Annotated in this window: 14 protein-coding genes; all 14 read left to right on the top strand. The window is 32.7% G+C overall.

Features of this window, described 5'->3' with window-relative positions; translation table 11 throughout:
• Window positions 1-258: 258 nt before the first annotated feature.
• The 14 genes from HZY82_RS03590 to nadE all read left to right on the top strand — a co-directional run bounded on the left by HZY82_RS03590 (window position 259) and on the right by nadE (window position 15,073).
• On the top strand, window positions 259-1,239 hold the full coding sequence (locus HZY82_RS03590; RefSeq protein ID WP_179938655.1) for a thiamine pyrophosphate-dependent dehydrogenase E1 component subunit alpha: 981 nt from the start codon (window positions 259-261) through the stop codon (window positions 1,237-1,239).
• 50 nt (window positions 1,240-1,289) lie between these two features.
• Window positions 1,290-2,276: an alpha-ketoacid dehydrogenase subunit beta gene (locus HZY82_RS03585; protein WP_179938653.1), complete on the top strand. Its 987-nt coding sequence runs from the start codon at window positions 1,290-1,292 to the stop codon at window positions 2,274-2,276.
• 30 nt (window positions 2,277-2,306) lie between these two features.
• A complete protein-coding gene (locus HZY82_RS03580) occupies window positions 2,307-3,710 on the top strand; it encodes a dihydrolipoamide acetyltransferase (protein WP_179938651.1) in 1,404 nt (467 codons plus the stop codon).
• A gap of 32 nt (window positions 3,711-3,742) precedes the next feature.
• A complete protein-coding gene (gene lpdA, locus HZY82_RS03575) occupies window positions 3,743-5,488 on the top strand; it encodes a dihydrolipoyl dehydrogenase (RefSeq protein ID WP_179938649.1) in 1,746 nt (581 codons plus the stop codon).
• 190 nt (window positions 5,489-5,678) lie between these two features.
• On the top strand, window positions 5,679-6,023 hold the full coding sequence (gene rplS / locus HZY82_RS03570; RefSeq protein WP_135156742.1) for a 50S ribosomal protein L19: 345 nt from the start codon (window positions 5,679-5,681) through the stop codon (window positions 6,021-6,023).
• Between the two features lie 158 nt (window positions 6,024-6,181).
• Window positions 6,182-7,048: a ribosome biogenesis GTPase YlqF gene (gene ylqF / locus HZY82_RS03565; RefSeq protein ID WP_135156740.1), complete on the top strand. Its 867-nt coding sequence runs from the start codon at window positions 6,182-6,184 to the stop codon at window positions 7,046-7,048.
• Entirely contained in the window at window positions 7,038-7,817 is a 780-nt protein-coding gene (locus HZY82_RS03560; protein ID WP_179938647.1) for a ribonuclease HII, read from the top strand. Before ylqF ends, HZY82_RS03560 begins: the two co-directional genes overlap by 11 nt.
• On the top strand, window positions 7,810-9,495 hold the full coding sequence (locus HZY82_RS03555) for a ribonuclease J (protein ID WP_135156736.1): 1,686 nt from the start codon (window positions 7,810-7,812) through the stop codon (window positions 9,493-9,495). The genes HZY82_RS03560 and HZY82_RS03555 overlap by 8 nt, the downstream gene beginning before the upstream one ends.
• Window positions 9,496-9,519: 24 nt before the next feature.
• Complete coding sequence (locus HZY82_RS03550; RefSeq protein WP_135156734.1) at window positions 9,520-10,731, top strand: DNA polymerase IV; 1,212 nt, start codon at window positions 9,520-9,522, stop codon at window positions 10,729-10,731.
• Window positions 10,732-10,739: 8 nt separating this feature from the next.
• Window positions 10,740-11,429, top strand: a complete 690-nt coding sequence (locus tag HZY82_RS03545) for a tRNA (adenine(22)-N(1))-methyltransferase (protein ID WP_167753231.1) — start codon at window positions 10,740-10,742, stop codon at window positions 11,427-11,429.
• Between the two features lie 10 nt (window positions 11,430-11,439).
• On the top strand, window positions 11,440-12,207 hold the full coding sequence (locus HZY82_RS03540; RefSeq protein WP_135156732.1) for a threonine/serine exporter family protein: 768 nt from the start codon (window positions 11,440-11,442) through the stop codon (window positions 12,205-12,207).
• Between the two features lie 8 nt (window positions 12,208-12,215).
• Window positions 12,216-12,683, top strand: coding sequence for a threonine/serine exporter family protein (locus HZY82_RS03535; protein WP_135156730.1), 468 nt, complete (start codon window positions 12,216-12,218; stop codon window positions 12,681-12,683).
• Between the two features lie 114 nt (window positions 12,684-12,797).
• Window positions 12,798-14,243, top strand: coding sequence for a nicotinate phosphoribosyltransferase (locus HZY82_RS03530; protein WP_135156728.1), 1,446 nt, complete (start codon window positions 12,798-12,800; stop codon window positions 14,241-14,243).
• Between the two features lie 8 nt (window positions 14,244-14,251).
• Window positions 14,252-15,073 (top strand): ammonia-dependent NAD(+) synthetase, encoded by an 822-nt coding sequence (gene nadE, locus HZY82_RS03525; protein WP_135156727.1) that lies wholly within the window; start codon window positions 14,252-14,254, stop codon window positions 15,071-15,073.
• The last annotated feature ends 388 nt before the right edge of the window (window positions 15,074-15,461 follow it).

Here is a 15,461-nt window from a genome sequence, read left to right as displayed (position 1 = left end):
GAGCAGGAATTTGCTCTAGTTTTTACCTGTTTTAGTATAAGAGTTGAGATTTGTTTTGAAATGTAAACGACGACTCTTTATAGATATTGGTATGCTTTTAAATTGTACTAGTGGCGGAATTTGAAGAGTTTTAGTTATGAAAGCGTAACTAAATTTTAGAGGAATGTAAGCGAATATTATTGACATTTAATCATTTTCATTGTATATTTAATGAATAATACAAAATAAATTTTTATACATATAATTTGGAGGTTATGTATGGTAAAAACACATAAAGATTTAACAAAACAAGAGCATTTAGAAATGTATGAATTAATGCTTCTTATCAGAGATTTCGATATGGAGTTAAGTAAGCTATACTCTCGTGGTTTAGTTCACGGAATGACTCACTACTCTGTAGGAGAAGAAGCAGCTAACGTAGGTGCTATCTATCCACTGAAAAAAGAAGATTTAATGTTTTCTAACCACCGTGGACATGGGCAAACAATTGCTAAAGGTGTAGAAATTGACAGAATGATGGCTGAAATTTTAGGTAAAGCTACTGGTCAATGTAAAGGTCGTGGTGGATCAATGCACATTTATGACTTAGAAAATGGAAATATGGGATGTAACGGTATCGTTGGTGGTGGACACGGTATGTCAACTGGTGCTGCCTTAACTCAAAAAATGAAAAAAACAGGAAATGTAGTTATCTGTTGTATGGGGGATGGAGCTACAAATGAAGGTTCATTCCACGAATGTTTAAACATGGCATCGAACTGGGATTTACCATTAATCTTCTATGTAATCAACAATAAATACGGAATCTCAATGGCGCAAGAAAGATGTATGCGTGTTGAGAAAATTACAGAACGTGCTGCATCATACAGAATTAAATCTGTTCACATCGAAGATGGAAATGATGTATTAGCAGTTTATGATGGAATGCAAGAAGCAATCGAGCACGCTCGTTCTGGAAAAGGTCCTGTTTTAGTAGAGGCAGTATCGTACAGATGGTTCGGTCACTCTGCATCTGATGCTGGTAAATACCGTAGCCGTGAAGAAGTAGCTGAATGGAAATTAAAAGATCCAAATGCAAAATATAGAAACTATCTATTGGAAAATGGAATTGCTACTGAAGAAGAACTAGTTAAATTAGAAGAAGGTTCAAGAGCTATTATTGATGACGCAGTAGAATTTGCTAAGGAATCTCCATTAGCTGATGGAGCGATTGCTTTCCAAGACAACTACGCAGACTAATAAGTTAATTTAAAAAATTATTCATAAATAATAATTCGGGAGATATAGACATGACAAACAAAATTATGACTGTACGTGAAGCAATTAAGGAAGCAATGACTGCTGAAATGCGTGCTGATGAAAATGTATTTTTAATGGGAGAAGATGTAGGGATCTTTGGTGGTGACTTTGGAACTACTGTAGGTATGTTAGAAGAATTTGGAGAAGAAAGAGTTATTGATACTCCTATCTCAGAATCTGCTATCGCAGGAGCGGCAGCAGGAGCAGCAGCAACAGGAATGCGTCCAATAGTAGATATTACATTTATGGACTTCGTAACAATTGCTATGGATGCGATCGTTAACCAAGCAGCACCAATGCGTTACATGTTAGGAGGAGAAGTAGCGGTACCTGTAGTTTATCGTTGTGCATCTGGAGCAGGAACAGGGGCAGCCGCTCAACATTGTAAAGCTCTTGAAGCTTGGTTCTGCCACATTCCAGGATTAAAAGTAGTGGCTCCAGGAACTCCTCAAGATATTTATTCAGTATTGAGAGCATCAGTTCGTGATAACAACCCAGTTATCTACATTGAGCCTAAAGCTTTATTTGGACGTAAAGGTGAAGTTGATGAAACTAAAGTTTATCAAATCGGTAAAGGTGAGGTTAAGCATGCAGGGGAAGATATTACTTTAGTATCTTGGGGACGTATGTTAGAGAGATCTTTACAAGCAGCTGAAGAATTAAAAGAAGAAGGTATTGAAGTAGAAGTAATTGACCCAATTACATTAGTACCGCTAGACACAGAGCTTATTGTAGAATCAGTTAAGAAAACTGGGAAATTAGCAATTTGCCACGATTCATTTAAAACTGGAGGATTTGGTGGAGAAATCGCTGCTCGTATCGCTGAAAGTGATGCATTTGATTTCTTAGATTCACCAATTTATCGTATTGCTGGAGCTGATACACACATTCCATCGGCTAAAAACTTAGAGGTGTTAGTAGTTCCTGACGTTGAAGCTATTAAAGAAACTTTAAGAAAAGCAGTAAATAAAAAATAATAAAATTTGAAACCAAAGGAAGTGAAATCAATGGCAGTAGAAGTAATTATGCCCAAAGCCGGAAGTGAAATGGAAGAGGGAGAAATCGTACAATGGTTTAAAAACGAAGGTGACGAAGTAAAAGAGGGAGAAGTACTTTTAGAAATCGTAACTGACAAAGTAAATATGGAAGTAGAAGCAGAGGCAAGCGGAACTTTATTAAAAATTGTACACCCAGCAGGAGCAGTAGTACCTGTAGTAGAAACAATCGCATGGATAGGACAAGCAGGAGAAACTGTACCAGGAGCTTCAGCAGCAGCTGAAACAGTAGCGGTACCTGAAAAGGAAGAAGTAAGTGCAGCAGCTGCAAAAGAGGAAGTGAAAGAAGTTGTAGAAGTGGATAATTCTGGACTTCGCGCTACTCCAGCAGCAAGAGCTTATGCTCGTGAAAAGGGAATTGATCTGACATTAGTAAATGGTACAGGAGCAAAAGGACGTGTGCACCTAGATGATGTACAAAACTTCAAAGTGAATGATCAAGTAAGAATTTCACCTTTAGCATCTCATATTGCTGAAACAGAAGGTATAGATATTTCTGGAATTACAGGAAGTGGGCCACGCGGTAAAATTATGAAAGATGATGTTCTAGGATCTATGAATGTTACTGCAACAGCAACTACATCAGTTACGGAGTCAACTGGATTTGCTGCAAGTTCGGCATCAGCGGAACTTAAAGCAGCTAATGAAAATCAATGGGGAACTATTGATACAGTACCAATGTCGCCAATGCGTAAGGTTATTTCTAAACGTATGAGTGAATCTTACTTCTCAGCACCAACATTTGTTGTTAATGTAGAAGTGGATATGACAGAATTACTTGCGTTGCGTAAGAAAACTATGGATGCAATCATGGCAGAAACAGGTAAAAAAGTAACTGTTACTGACTTCGTATCTATGGCTGTAATTAAATCATTAATGAAACACCCATACGTAAATGCATCTTTATCTAAAGATGAGAAAGAAATGTACTTACATAATTATGTAAACTTATCTATAGCGGTAGGTATGGAGAGTGGATTAGTAGTACCAGTTATTAAGGGTGCAGATAAGATGAGTCTGAAAGAGTTAGTAGTAGCTTCTAAAGAAATCACTACTAAAGCTCTTGAAGGTAAGTTAAAACCAGATGAAATGGCAGATTCAACATTCACTATTTCTAACTTAGGTATGTACGGGGTACACAGTTTTGTACCAATTATTAACCAGCCTAACACAGCTATCTTGGGAGTAGCAGGAACTAAGGAAACTCCAGTTGTAAGAAATGGAGAAATAGTGGTAAGACCAATAATGATGTTAACATTAACAGCTGACCACCGTGTAGTTGATGGTCTAGAAGGGGCTAAATTCATGAAGACCCTTAAAGAATTCATTGAAAACCCATTATCATTATTAATATAATAAAATAGTATGCATTAAGGAGAAAATTAAACATGGCAATTGAAGTCATTATGCCCAAAGCCGGAAGTGAAATGGAAGAGGGAGAAATCGTACAATGGTTTAAAAACGAAGGTGACGAAGTAAAAGAGGGAGAAGTACTTTTAGAAATCGTAACTGACAAAGTAAATATGGAAGTAGAAGCAGAGGCAAGCGGAACTTTATTAAAAATTGTACACCCAGCAGGAGCAGTAGTACCTGTAGTAGAAACAATCGCATGGATAGGACAAGCAGGAGAAACTGTACCAGGTGGAGCGGATTCAACAACTGCTGCGGCTCAAGAAGTTGTTGCTCAAGTAGCGTCAGATGTTAAAGTTCCAACTACATCAGCAACTGAAGTAGCTCCAGCTAGAGAGCGTAAAGGTGAGTTTGATGTGGCAGTTATTGGTGGTGGACCAGCTGGATACGTGGCTGCTATTAAAGCAGCTCAATTAGGAGGTAAAGTAGCCCTAGTTGAGAGCCGTGAACTAGGTGGAACATGTTTAAACCGTGGATGTATTCCAACAAAAACATTCTTACACAATGCTGAAATCATTAATCACATTAAATCTGCAAAAGACCGTGGAATTAACTTAGTTAATGAAGCATTTTCAGTGGATATGAAGAAAACTGTAGAAGTTAAAAATAAAGTTGCTAAAACTTTATCTGGAGGAGTAGCAGGATTGCTACGTTCTTATGGAGTTAAAGTTTACAAGGGAATTGGACGTCTAACTGCAGACAAGAAAATATTAGTAGATGGAAAAGACTTAATAGATGCTGATAAGGTAATTTTAGCAGGGGGATCAAAAGTTTCAAGAATTAATATTCCTGGAATGGACAATGAAAAAGTTCTTACATCTGATGAAATTTTAGATATTACTGAATTACCAAAACACTTAGTAGTAATTGGTGGAGGAGTAATTGGTTCAGAATTAGGTCAAGCATTTGCCACATTTGGATCTAAAGTAACAATTATTGAGATGGCTGATCGTCTAATTGCTAATATGGATAAAGATGCATCTGCAATTTTAGAAAAAACACTTAAAAAACAAGGTGTTAATATATTAACTTCATCTAAATTATTAGAAATTCAAGACAAAGGACAAGATTTAGTAGTTAAAGTTGAAGGAAAAGAAGATATAGTAGCAGATAGAGTATTATTATCTATCGGACGTGTTCCGGACAATGAATCTCTTGGTGAATTAGCTGATAAATTTGAAATGGACCGTGGACGTGTTAAAGTTAACGACTTTATGGAAACATCAGTTGAAGGAATTTACGCACCAGGAGATATCAATGGAGTTAAAATGTTAGCTCATGCAGCATTTAAGATGGGGGAAATCGCAGCAGAAAATGCTATGGGTCATCGTAAAAAACTTGATCTTAAATCAACACCAGCAGCTATTTACACTCATCCAGAAATCGCTATGGTTGGTTTAACTGAAGAGCAAGCTAAAGAAAAATATGATATCAAGATTGGTAAATTCAACTTTGGAGCTAATGGTCGTTCTTTAGCATCTAACCAAGGTGAAGGATTTGTTAAGGTAATTATGGATACTAAATACCATGAAATTTTAGGTATTCACATAGCTGGACCGGTAGCAGCTGAATTAATTAACGAAGGTTCTATGTTAATTCAAACTGAATTAACAGTTGATGATGTTATGGATGTAATTCATGGACACCCAACTTATTCAGAAGCTTTATATGAAGCTATCGCTGACTGTATCGATATGTGTATCCATGCACCAAAGAAAAAATAATATAATTTTCGTAAGCTAGCCTCAGTGCTAGCTTATTTTATTACTAGAAATTGTGGATTATTTAATAAATATCTTGAAATCTCACTATATAAATGATATAATTACAAAAGTGCATTAGCATAAATTACGATGTTCCACTGTTTAACAGGAGTTATCCAAGAGCATTTTGTAAAATAAAGGAGAAAATATAATGAGTAAATTAATTGAATTAATTACACAAGCACAGTTAAAAACTGACATTCCTGAGTTTAAAGCTGGGGACACAGTACGCGTACACGTACGTATTACAGAAGGTGGGCGTGAGCGTATCCAGTTATTCGAAGGTGTAGTAATCAAACGCCGTGGAGGAGGAATCTCTGCTACTTATACAGTACGTAAAGTTTCTAATGGTGTAGGGGTAGAAAGAACATTCCCATTACACACTCCGAAAGTAGAAAAAATTGAAGTTGTACGTAAAGGACGCGTTAGACGTGCTAAACTTTACTACTTACGTAACTTACGTGGTAAAGCTGCTCGTATTAGAGAAGTACGCTAATAAGTCAATTAAAATGCTAGAAGATGAGAAATCATCTCTAGCTTTTTTATTTTATTCATATGTTAGAAAAGTCATATAATCAATTTAAAAAAAATTTAAAATATGGTAAAATAGAGTGATTGTATAAAGAATTTTAAAATAATTTTAAGGAGGAAGATATGACAATACAATGGTTTCCTGGTCATATGGCCAAAGCTACTAGAGAAGTAAAAGAAAATTTAAAATTAGTTGATATTGTTTTTGAGTTGGTTGATGCTAGATGTCCTTTATCTTCACATAATATGTATCTAGATGAAGTAGTCAAAGATAAGAAAAAAGTAATAATTTTTAATAAAATAGACTTATGTGATAAAAAAGAAACAGCTAAATGGAAAAAATATTTTGAAGAAAGAGGCTATAAAGTAGTTTATGCCGATGCAAAAAATTCCAATTCACTAAATGGCATTATAGGAGAAGCGAAAGAAGAACTATCAGAAAAATTTGAAAGAATGAAAGCAAAAGGTATTAAACCTAGAGCAATTCGTTCTATGGTGATTGGTGTTCCTAATGTTGGAAAATCAACCTTCATCAATAAGATGATTAAGAAAAATGTTGCTAATACGGCTAATAGACCAGGAGTTACTAAGAAACAGCAATGGCTAAAACTTAATAAGGATATAGATTTATTAGATACTCCGGGAATTTTAATGCCTAAGTTTGATAATCAAGAAATTGGTAAAAAACTTAGCCTGATAGCTTCTATTAAAGATGATATTACTCCGCTAGATGAAGTAGCCTTATATTTAATAGAATTTCTTAAGAAATATCATTTTGAAGATTTTAAGAGTTTCTATAAAATTGATATTTCTAAAGATAGTGAAAGCTTAGAAATTATGCAGGCAATTGCTAAAAAAAGATTTAAACTCATTGCAGGTGATTATGACTATGATGCAGCTATTAAACTTTTAATTCAAGATTTTAGGACTCAAAAATTTGGTCTAATTACTTTGGATAAGTATGAGGATATGCTTGCTCATGAAGATTAGTGAGATAAAAGAAAGATTGCAGTTTGATAATTTAAGTCAAGAAGAATTAGATAATTTTAGGGCTGATGAAAGAGTAGGAGTTCAAAAGTTAGTTAAAGCCTATGATAAAAAACAAAAGGCTATTTTAAAAGAAAAGCTAGATTATCGTGCTAGAAGTCTTTATGAGAAAAAATGTAGAGAACTAGGTTATAAGTTTATTGCAGGAATTGATGAAGTTGGGCGTGGACCATTAGCAGGGCCTGTAGTTGCCTCTGCTGTTATTTTAAAGGAAGACTCTTATTATCCGGGCCTTAATGACTCCAAGAAGTTGTCAAAAGGGAGAAGAGAAGCCTTATATGAAGAAATTATCAAAGATGCAGTAGCCTATGCAATAGTAGAAATGGATAATTATCAAATAGAAAAGTATAATATTTATCAAGCGACAAAGTTAGCTATGAAAAAAGCAATAAGTAATCTGGAAGTTAAACCAGATTTTCTACTTATTGACGCTATGCCCTTAGAAAATATTGCTATAGATAGCCATAGTATAATTAAGGGTGATACAAAGTCTATAAGTATTGCGGCTGCATCAATTTTAGCTAAGGTGCATAGAGATAGATTAATGGTAGAATATGCTAAAAAATATCCATATTATGATTTTGAAAATAATATGGGATATGGTACTAAAAAGCATTTAATAGGATTGGAAGAATATGGTATATGTCCAATTCATAGAAGGGATTTTGAACCGATAAAATCAATGATAAAAAAAGGAGAAAGAAATGAGTAATCAAATTAAGAAGAAGCGTTCTTCTGAAAAGATAAGAATCACTCCACTGGGAGGAGTAGAAGAAATTGCTAAGAATATGTATCTTGTCGAGATAAATGATGAGATGTTTTTATTAGACTCTGGACTCATGTTTCCTGAGGTGGAGATGATAGGTATAGATGCTGTTATACCTGATATTTCTTATGTAGTAAAAAATAAGAATAAACTAAAAGGGATTTTCCTAACGAATGGTCATGTATCTTCTATGGGAGCAATTCCTTACATTATTAGTAAATTAAACTGTCCTATCTACGGTTCTAAATTAAGCTTAGAACTGTTGAAATCGAATTTACGTCAGTTAGGTGTCAAGAAGAGACTTAAGTTTAACTATGTTTCTAATAAATCAATTTTTGAATTTAAAAATACAAAAATATCATTTTTTAAAACAACATATTCTATGCCAGATTCATTAGGTATTAGCTTGTCAACAAGTCAAGGATCTATTATATATACTGGTGAATTTAAGTTTGATCAATCGGTGATGAAAGCATATAAGTCGGATATGTTTGAAATTGCAAGATTGGGACAAGAAGGAGTCTTAGCTTTGTTAAGTGATTCTGCTAATGCCAATACGGCTGGTCATAATTTACCAGAACAAGATGCTGCTTTACAAATCGATTCTGCTTTTTATAAAGCTAATAAAAGATTAATTGTTACATGCTATTCATCTAATTTTTTAACTATGTCCCACATTGTTAATGCAGCCTTAAATCAAAATAGAAAGATAGCTTTACTTGGATCATCTATCAAGAATGCCATAGCAATTGCAAGAAAATTGGCTTATATGAAAATTGAAGATGAGAAGCTTATTAATATTGAAGATTTAAAAAAATATCCTGCTAATGAAATATTGATTTTATCTTCTGGAGAGCAAGGGGAACCTATCGAAGCTATTAGGCAGATTGCTGATGGTAAAATTGCAGAAGTTAGAATTGAAAAAGGTGATACCGTAATGGTTGCAGCTACACCATCACCAACGATGGAAGTTATGCTTTATGAAACACTAAACCTATTAGTTAAGCTGGGAGCTAATGTAGTTGCGACATCTAAGAAGCTTCACGCATCAAGTCACGCTACTAAAGAAGAACTTAAGATGATGCTAAACTTGCTGTCACCAAAACATTTTATACCAGTTCAAGGGGAGTATAGAAATCTTAAAAAGCATGCTGATTTGGCTTTGGAAACTGGAGTAGCAGCAGATAAAGTACATTTATTGGAAAAAGGTTCTACTTTAGAACTGATTGCCAATAAGTTTAATGTCCTTAAGAAAAACATAGCAGTAGGAAACATTCTTGTAGATGGTAAGAGTGTAGGAAGTGTGGAAGAATTTGTCCTTAAAGATAGAAAAATTTTATCGAATGATGGAATTTTTGTAGCATCTTATGCCATTAGCAAAAAAACTAAGCAATTACTAGGAAGACCTTGTATTCAGACCAAAGGGTTTGTTTATGTAAAAAAATCTAAAGAACTTATAGATGAGGCGGAATCTAAAGTAGTAGAATACTTAGAAAATAATCCTATTAGGTCTATTCGTGAGTGCTCTACAATTAAGGCGGAGATTAGATCTATGTTATCGAGTTTACTATATGATAATACTAAGAGAAGACCAATTATAGTGGTTAATTTCTCATTGGTTTAATAATATAAATATATGGAGGATTGTATGTCTAAAATAATAGCTCATATTGATATGAATTGTTTTTATGCTAGTGTTGAAGAAAAATACAATCCTTCTTTACGTGATAAACCTCTGGCTATCTCTGGAGAAGTCAGTAAACGTCATGGAATAATAGTCACGGCCAATTATTCTGCTAGAGATAAAGGGATTCGTGCTACTATGAAAGTAGGAGATGCCAGAAGATTATGTCCTAATATCAAATTTATGAGGCCTAATTTTGAAAGATATCAAAAGGAATCTAAAAAAGTATTTGATTTGATAAGATCTTACACTGATAAAGTAGAAGTAGTTTCGATTGATGAGGCATATATTGATTTGACAAACCTTCCTAATCCTATAAAAACTATGGCTATAATTCAGAGAAGGATATTTTATGAATTAGATTTACCCTCTAGTGTAGGTTTATCTTTCACAAAATTTTTAGCAAAGATGGCATCTGATATGAAAAAACCTAAAGGATTTATAATTTTAAATAAGAAAAATTATAAAAAAATTTTATGGTCTAAAGATGTTGTTGAAATGCATGGTTGCGGGAAAGCCTCTGCTAAGAAGCTTAAAAATCAAGCTATAAATACAATAGGAGATTTAGCTCTTGCTAATGATGTTATTCTTAATAGTATATTAGGTGTTCAAGGTTTACGTTTAAAGCAGAAAGCATTGGGTATATCTAGTGATAAATTAAAATACAACTATGAAAGAAAATCTATTGGTAATTCTAAGACTTATCCTGTTGATTTAGAGGATCCTAGAGAAATTTCTAAACAAGTAAGGGAATTATCTAAAAAAGTTTCTCAAAGGGCAAGTAATAAAAATCATGTTGGAAATAATGTTTCGATTACTATAAAATTTGCTGATTTTAAAGTAATTACTAGAGCTAGTAAGCTAGGTGAATACATAAATGATGAGTATGAAATATATAGGGTTGCTATGGATTTACTAGAGGGAAACTATTCTTATGATAAAAGTATAAGATTGTTAGGTGTTTCTTTAAATAATATAAAAAGTAAAGATGGCATAGCAAAGCAATTAGATATATTTACTAATCACAAATCTGATAAAAATATAAAGCTTCACAATCTTATGAAAGTCTTGAATAAAAAATATGGAAAAGAAGTCGTTAAGGAAATTAAAGGATTAAAGACTGGTAAAGAAAATGTAATTACTACTAGCTTTAGTAAAGATTTTTTGGAAAATTAGGGGAAAAGATGATTTTAAATATAAATAATAGATTAAAAAAAGTGGCAACTTTTGTAAAAAATAGAAGGTTAGCAGATATAGGAAGTGATCATGCTTATTTACCTATATATTTGGCTAAGGAAGGGAAGATTGATTTTGCTATTGCAGGTGAAGTGGTAGAGGGTCCTTATAAATCTTCTATACAAAATGTTAAAGATAATAATTTAGTAGACCTTATTGAATGTAGGAAAGCATCTGGACTTGATGCTATTTCATTAGATGACGACATTGATGTTATTACTATTTGTGGAATGGGTGGAAAGCTTATAGCTGATATTTTAGAGTCAGGAAAAGATAAGCTAGCTAATAAGCCGCAATTAGTTCTTCAACCTAATGTAGCAGCAAATTTGTTAAGGATTAAATTAAGGGATTTAGGTTATAAAATAGTAGCTGAGGATATTATAGAAGAAGAGGGGCATATATATGAAATAATAGTCGCTGAATATGGACAAATGATTATGACTGAAGATGAAGTATTTTTTGGAAAATACCTCCTTGAAATTAAAAATAAGGCATTTGTTACTAAGTATAAACAAGAATTAGAAAAGATTAAGTATATAAAAAACGAACTTAAAAAATCTAGATCTGAATCTACTTATAAGTTAGAAGAATTGAATAAGCAAGAGAAAATGATAAGAAAAGTATTAGAGAAATATTAGGAGATGTAATATGTTATTAGAAAATGAAAAAGACGCAAAAGCCCTTCTTAATTTTTCTGTAAAAATGGCGAGGATGATGATGTCTTACGGTGCTGAGGTTTACAGGGTAGAGGATACGGTCTATAGGGTATTAGTCTCGCATAGGAATATTGATACTGTAAATGTGCTTGTCACTTACAGTTTTGTGATAATAACATTTATATATGAAGATTCTAATATGACGGCTATGCGTAGGATAAGTGCTGCTGATAATGATTTGGAAAAAATTTCTTTAATTAATGATCTTTCAAGGCAGATGGTTTCTGGTCAAATAGAGGATATACATAGTGCCTTTGAGAAATTAAATGAAATTAAAGCTATGAAACCTTATGGAGATTGGGTAAAGATCGCAGCTTTAACTATATCTGCACCTTTCTTTGCACTAATGTTCTATGGAACATTTAAAGATTCTTTATTTTCTTTTGCGATTATGGCTATAGAAGCATATTTTTTAATTTATGCAACTAAGCTTAAAGTTTTGGATCACTTAAGTAATTTTATTGGTGCTTTTATAGCTACTGTTTTACCTTCATTAGCAGCTCAATATTTTTTTATAGAAAATCCTGCTAGTATAACGATTGTAGGGCTTATCCCCTTGGTTCCCGGAGTTCAAATTACCAATTCAGTTAGAGATTTTATGGCTGGAGATTATATGTCGGGAATGATAGGTACTCTATCTGCAGTTTTTGTTGGAACGACCATTGCCTTAGGAGTTTTATTAGGGCTTAGATTAGTGTAGGAGGAAAAATGTTTTTAAATTTTACAGTTTTAGATTTATTTATTCAATTTTCTCTAGGATTTTTAATTACTTTCGCTTTTGCTATATATTTTAATGCACCTATGAAATCTTTGTTAATTTGTTCAACTATAGGTGCTTTAACATGGTGGGCCTTTATTTTTGTGAGGAATATAACAAATGGAGATAAGGTTATATCTGCCTTGGTAGGTTCTATAATAGTTGGTATTTTAGCTGACTATGCATCTAGGAGGTATAGGTTACCGGCTACAGTTTTTATATATACAGGGATAATCCCAATAATTCCGGGATACAGCCTATACTACACAATGCATCATTTAGTTATAAAAGAATATAGTATAGGTACTAAGATGGCTATTGACACTTTGTTACAAGCAGGTGCTATAGCTGCGGGGATATTTATAGCTTCAGTATTTTCTGGATCTATACAAAGAGTAAAATTGAGAAGAAAAAAATAGGAGTTTAAGAATATCAAGCTCCTATTTTTATTATAAAGGCAAAAATATATACATAGATATATAAATTATGGTAGAATTTAAGAAAATATAATTTGGAGAGAAAAGTAGACTAATATGGAAAAATATCAGGGACATGCCCTACATACAGATTTATATCAGATAAATATGGGTTATGTATATTTTAAAGATGGGATACACGAAAGAAAGTCATATTTTGATTTATATTTTAGAAAAGCACCTTTTGCTGGGGGTTATTCTGTATTTGCTGGATTAGAGAGAATAGTAGATTATATAAATAATTTTTCATTCACAAGTAATGATATAGAATATTTAAGAGATTTAGGCTATGATGAAGATTATTTAAGTTATTTAAAAGAGTTGAAATTTACAGGAAGTATTAAATCTGTTGTAGAGGGAGAAATTGTATTTGCTAATGAGCCTTTAGTAAGAGTTGAGGCTCCCTTAATTCAAGCACAACTAATTGAAACTGCTCTGCTTAACATAGTAAATTATCAAACATTAATTGCTACAAAGGCATCTAGAATTAAGAGTTTATGTGCAGATGAAAAATGTATGGAATTTGGTACAAGACGTGCTCATGAATTTGATGCAGCCATTTGGGGAACTAGAGCAGCTGTGATTGGTGGTTTTGACGGAACATCTAATGTAAAAGCTGCAAAAATATTTAATATTAAGCCAATTGGAACACATGCTCATTCTTTTGTGCAAACTTATCAAGATGAATATGTAGCATTTAAAAAATATGCAGAAGTACATAAAGATTGCTATTTTCTAGTGGATACATATGATACCCTGAGATCAGGAATTCCCAATGCAATACGAGTTGCTAAAAAAATGGGTAATAAGATCAATTTTAGAGGAATAAGATTGGATTCGGGAGATATAGCATATTTATCAAAAGAAGCTAGGAAAATGTTAGATGCAGAGGGATTTACAGAAGCGGAAATAGTAGTTTCAAATGATTTAGATGAAGCAACAATCACTCATTTGAAGCAACAGGGAGCTAAAGTAAATGTGTGGGGAGTAGGAACTAAATTAATAACAGCTTATGAAAATCCAGCATTGGGGGCAGTCTATAAATTGACTTGTCTTGAAGATGAAAATGGACAAATGATAGATAGACTTAAAATTTCTGAAAATCCGGCTAAATTAACAGTGCCTGGTAGAAAGAAATTATATAGAATTATCAATAGAGAGACAAAGATGGCGGCAGGGGACTATATTGCCTTAGAAAAGGAAGATGTGGAATCTTATGAGTCTATAAAATTATTCCACCCAACACATACATATTTATCGAAGGAAGTTAAGAACTTTGAAGCCATAAATTTACATAAAGATATATTTGTAGAAGGAAGACAAGTCTATACTCTACCACATGTAAATGAAAGCAAAGTTTATTTAAAAGAAGCTAAATCAAAATTCTGGACGGAATATACTAGATTGCTTAATCCAGAATTTTATCCTGTAGATTTATCCTATAAATGTTGGGAAAATAGAAATAATATTCTACAAAATATAAAGAATAAAATAAAATTCTAGGTGATACTATGACTTTACAAAAATTAATAATAGAAGAATTAAGATGTAAACCTAAGATAGATGTTAAAGAAGAGATATATAAAACAAAGACGTTTATTAAGGATTATTTAAAGAAAAATACTTTTATAAAAACTCTAGTATTAGGCATATCGGGAGGACAGGACTCCACTCTTTGCGGAAAATTATGCCAATTAGCAATTAATGAATTAAGGGAAGAAACTGGAAATAAAGATTATAAATTTATAGCTGTAAGATTGCCTTATGGTAAACAGTTTGATGAAGCAGATTGCCAAGATGCATTAAAATTCATAAATCCAGATCAAATATTCAGTGTAAATATTAAAGAAGCGGTGGATGCAAGCTTTGAATCTTTAAAAAGGGCAGGGATAGAAATTTCTGATTTTGCAAAAGGTAATGAAAAAGCTAGAGAGAGAATGAAAGTTCAATACTCTATTGCTACCATGAATTCAGGGATAGTAGTAGGAACAGATCATGCGGCAGAAGCAATAACTGGATTTTATACTAAGTATGGAGATGGAGGAGTAGACATAGTTCCTCTATTTAGATTAAATAAGAGACAAGGTAAACAAATCTTAAAAGAATTATCTTGTCCAGAACATCTATACCTAAAAACACCAACAGCAGATTTGGAAGAGAATAGACCAGCCCTAGCTGACGAAGTAGCCTTAGGTGTAACTTATGATAATATAGATGATTATCTAGAAGGAAAAATATTGGATAAAGAAATAATGGAAAAAATAGAAAATCACTTCAAAAAATCAGCACATAAAAGAGCTATGCCAGTTACTATATTTGATTTTTATAAATAAATAATTCCCGCTGAGGAGTGCTTTAATAAGTCACTCCTTTATATTTTTAAATTAAAAATATAAAAAAGTAATAAAAACTATTGACAGTGAAAGAGTAGTAGTATATAATAGAAAAAGTCTTGAGAGAGACGGATAATAAAATATCATCTAAACAGAGCTTTTAAGCAAGTGTTTAAGATTTTTTAAAATTTTTCAAGAAAATTTCAAAAAACAATTGACAGATAAAAATAAAGATGATATACTATCAAAGTTGCCGAAAGTAGCAAAGAGATTTGAACATTGAAAACTAAAAGAATTAAGTCAACGTTAATTCCAAAAGGACAGTCTTAAAAGAAAGACTATAAAGAACTTTAAGAGCTAATCAAGCTAACAAAAATAATTTTGGAGA

The sequence above is a fragment of the Gemella sp. GL1 genome (assembly GCF_013415365.1).
Taxonomy (GTDB): domain Bacteria; phylum Bacillota; class Bacilli; order Staphylococcales; family Gemellaceae; genus Gemelliphila.
This window is presented reverse-complemented; position numbering and strand designations above follow the sequence as displayed.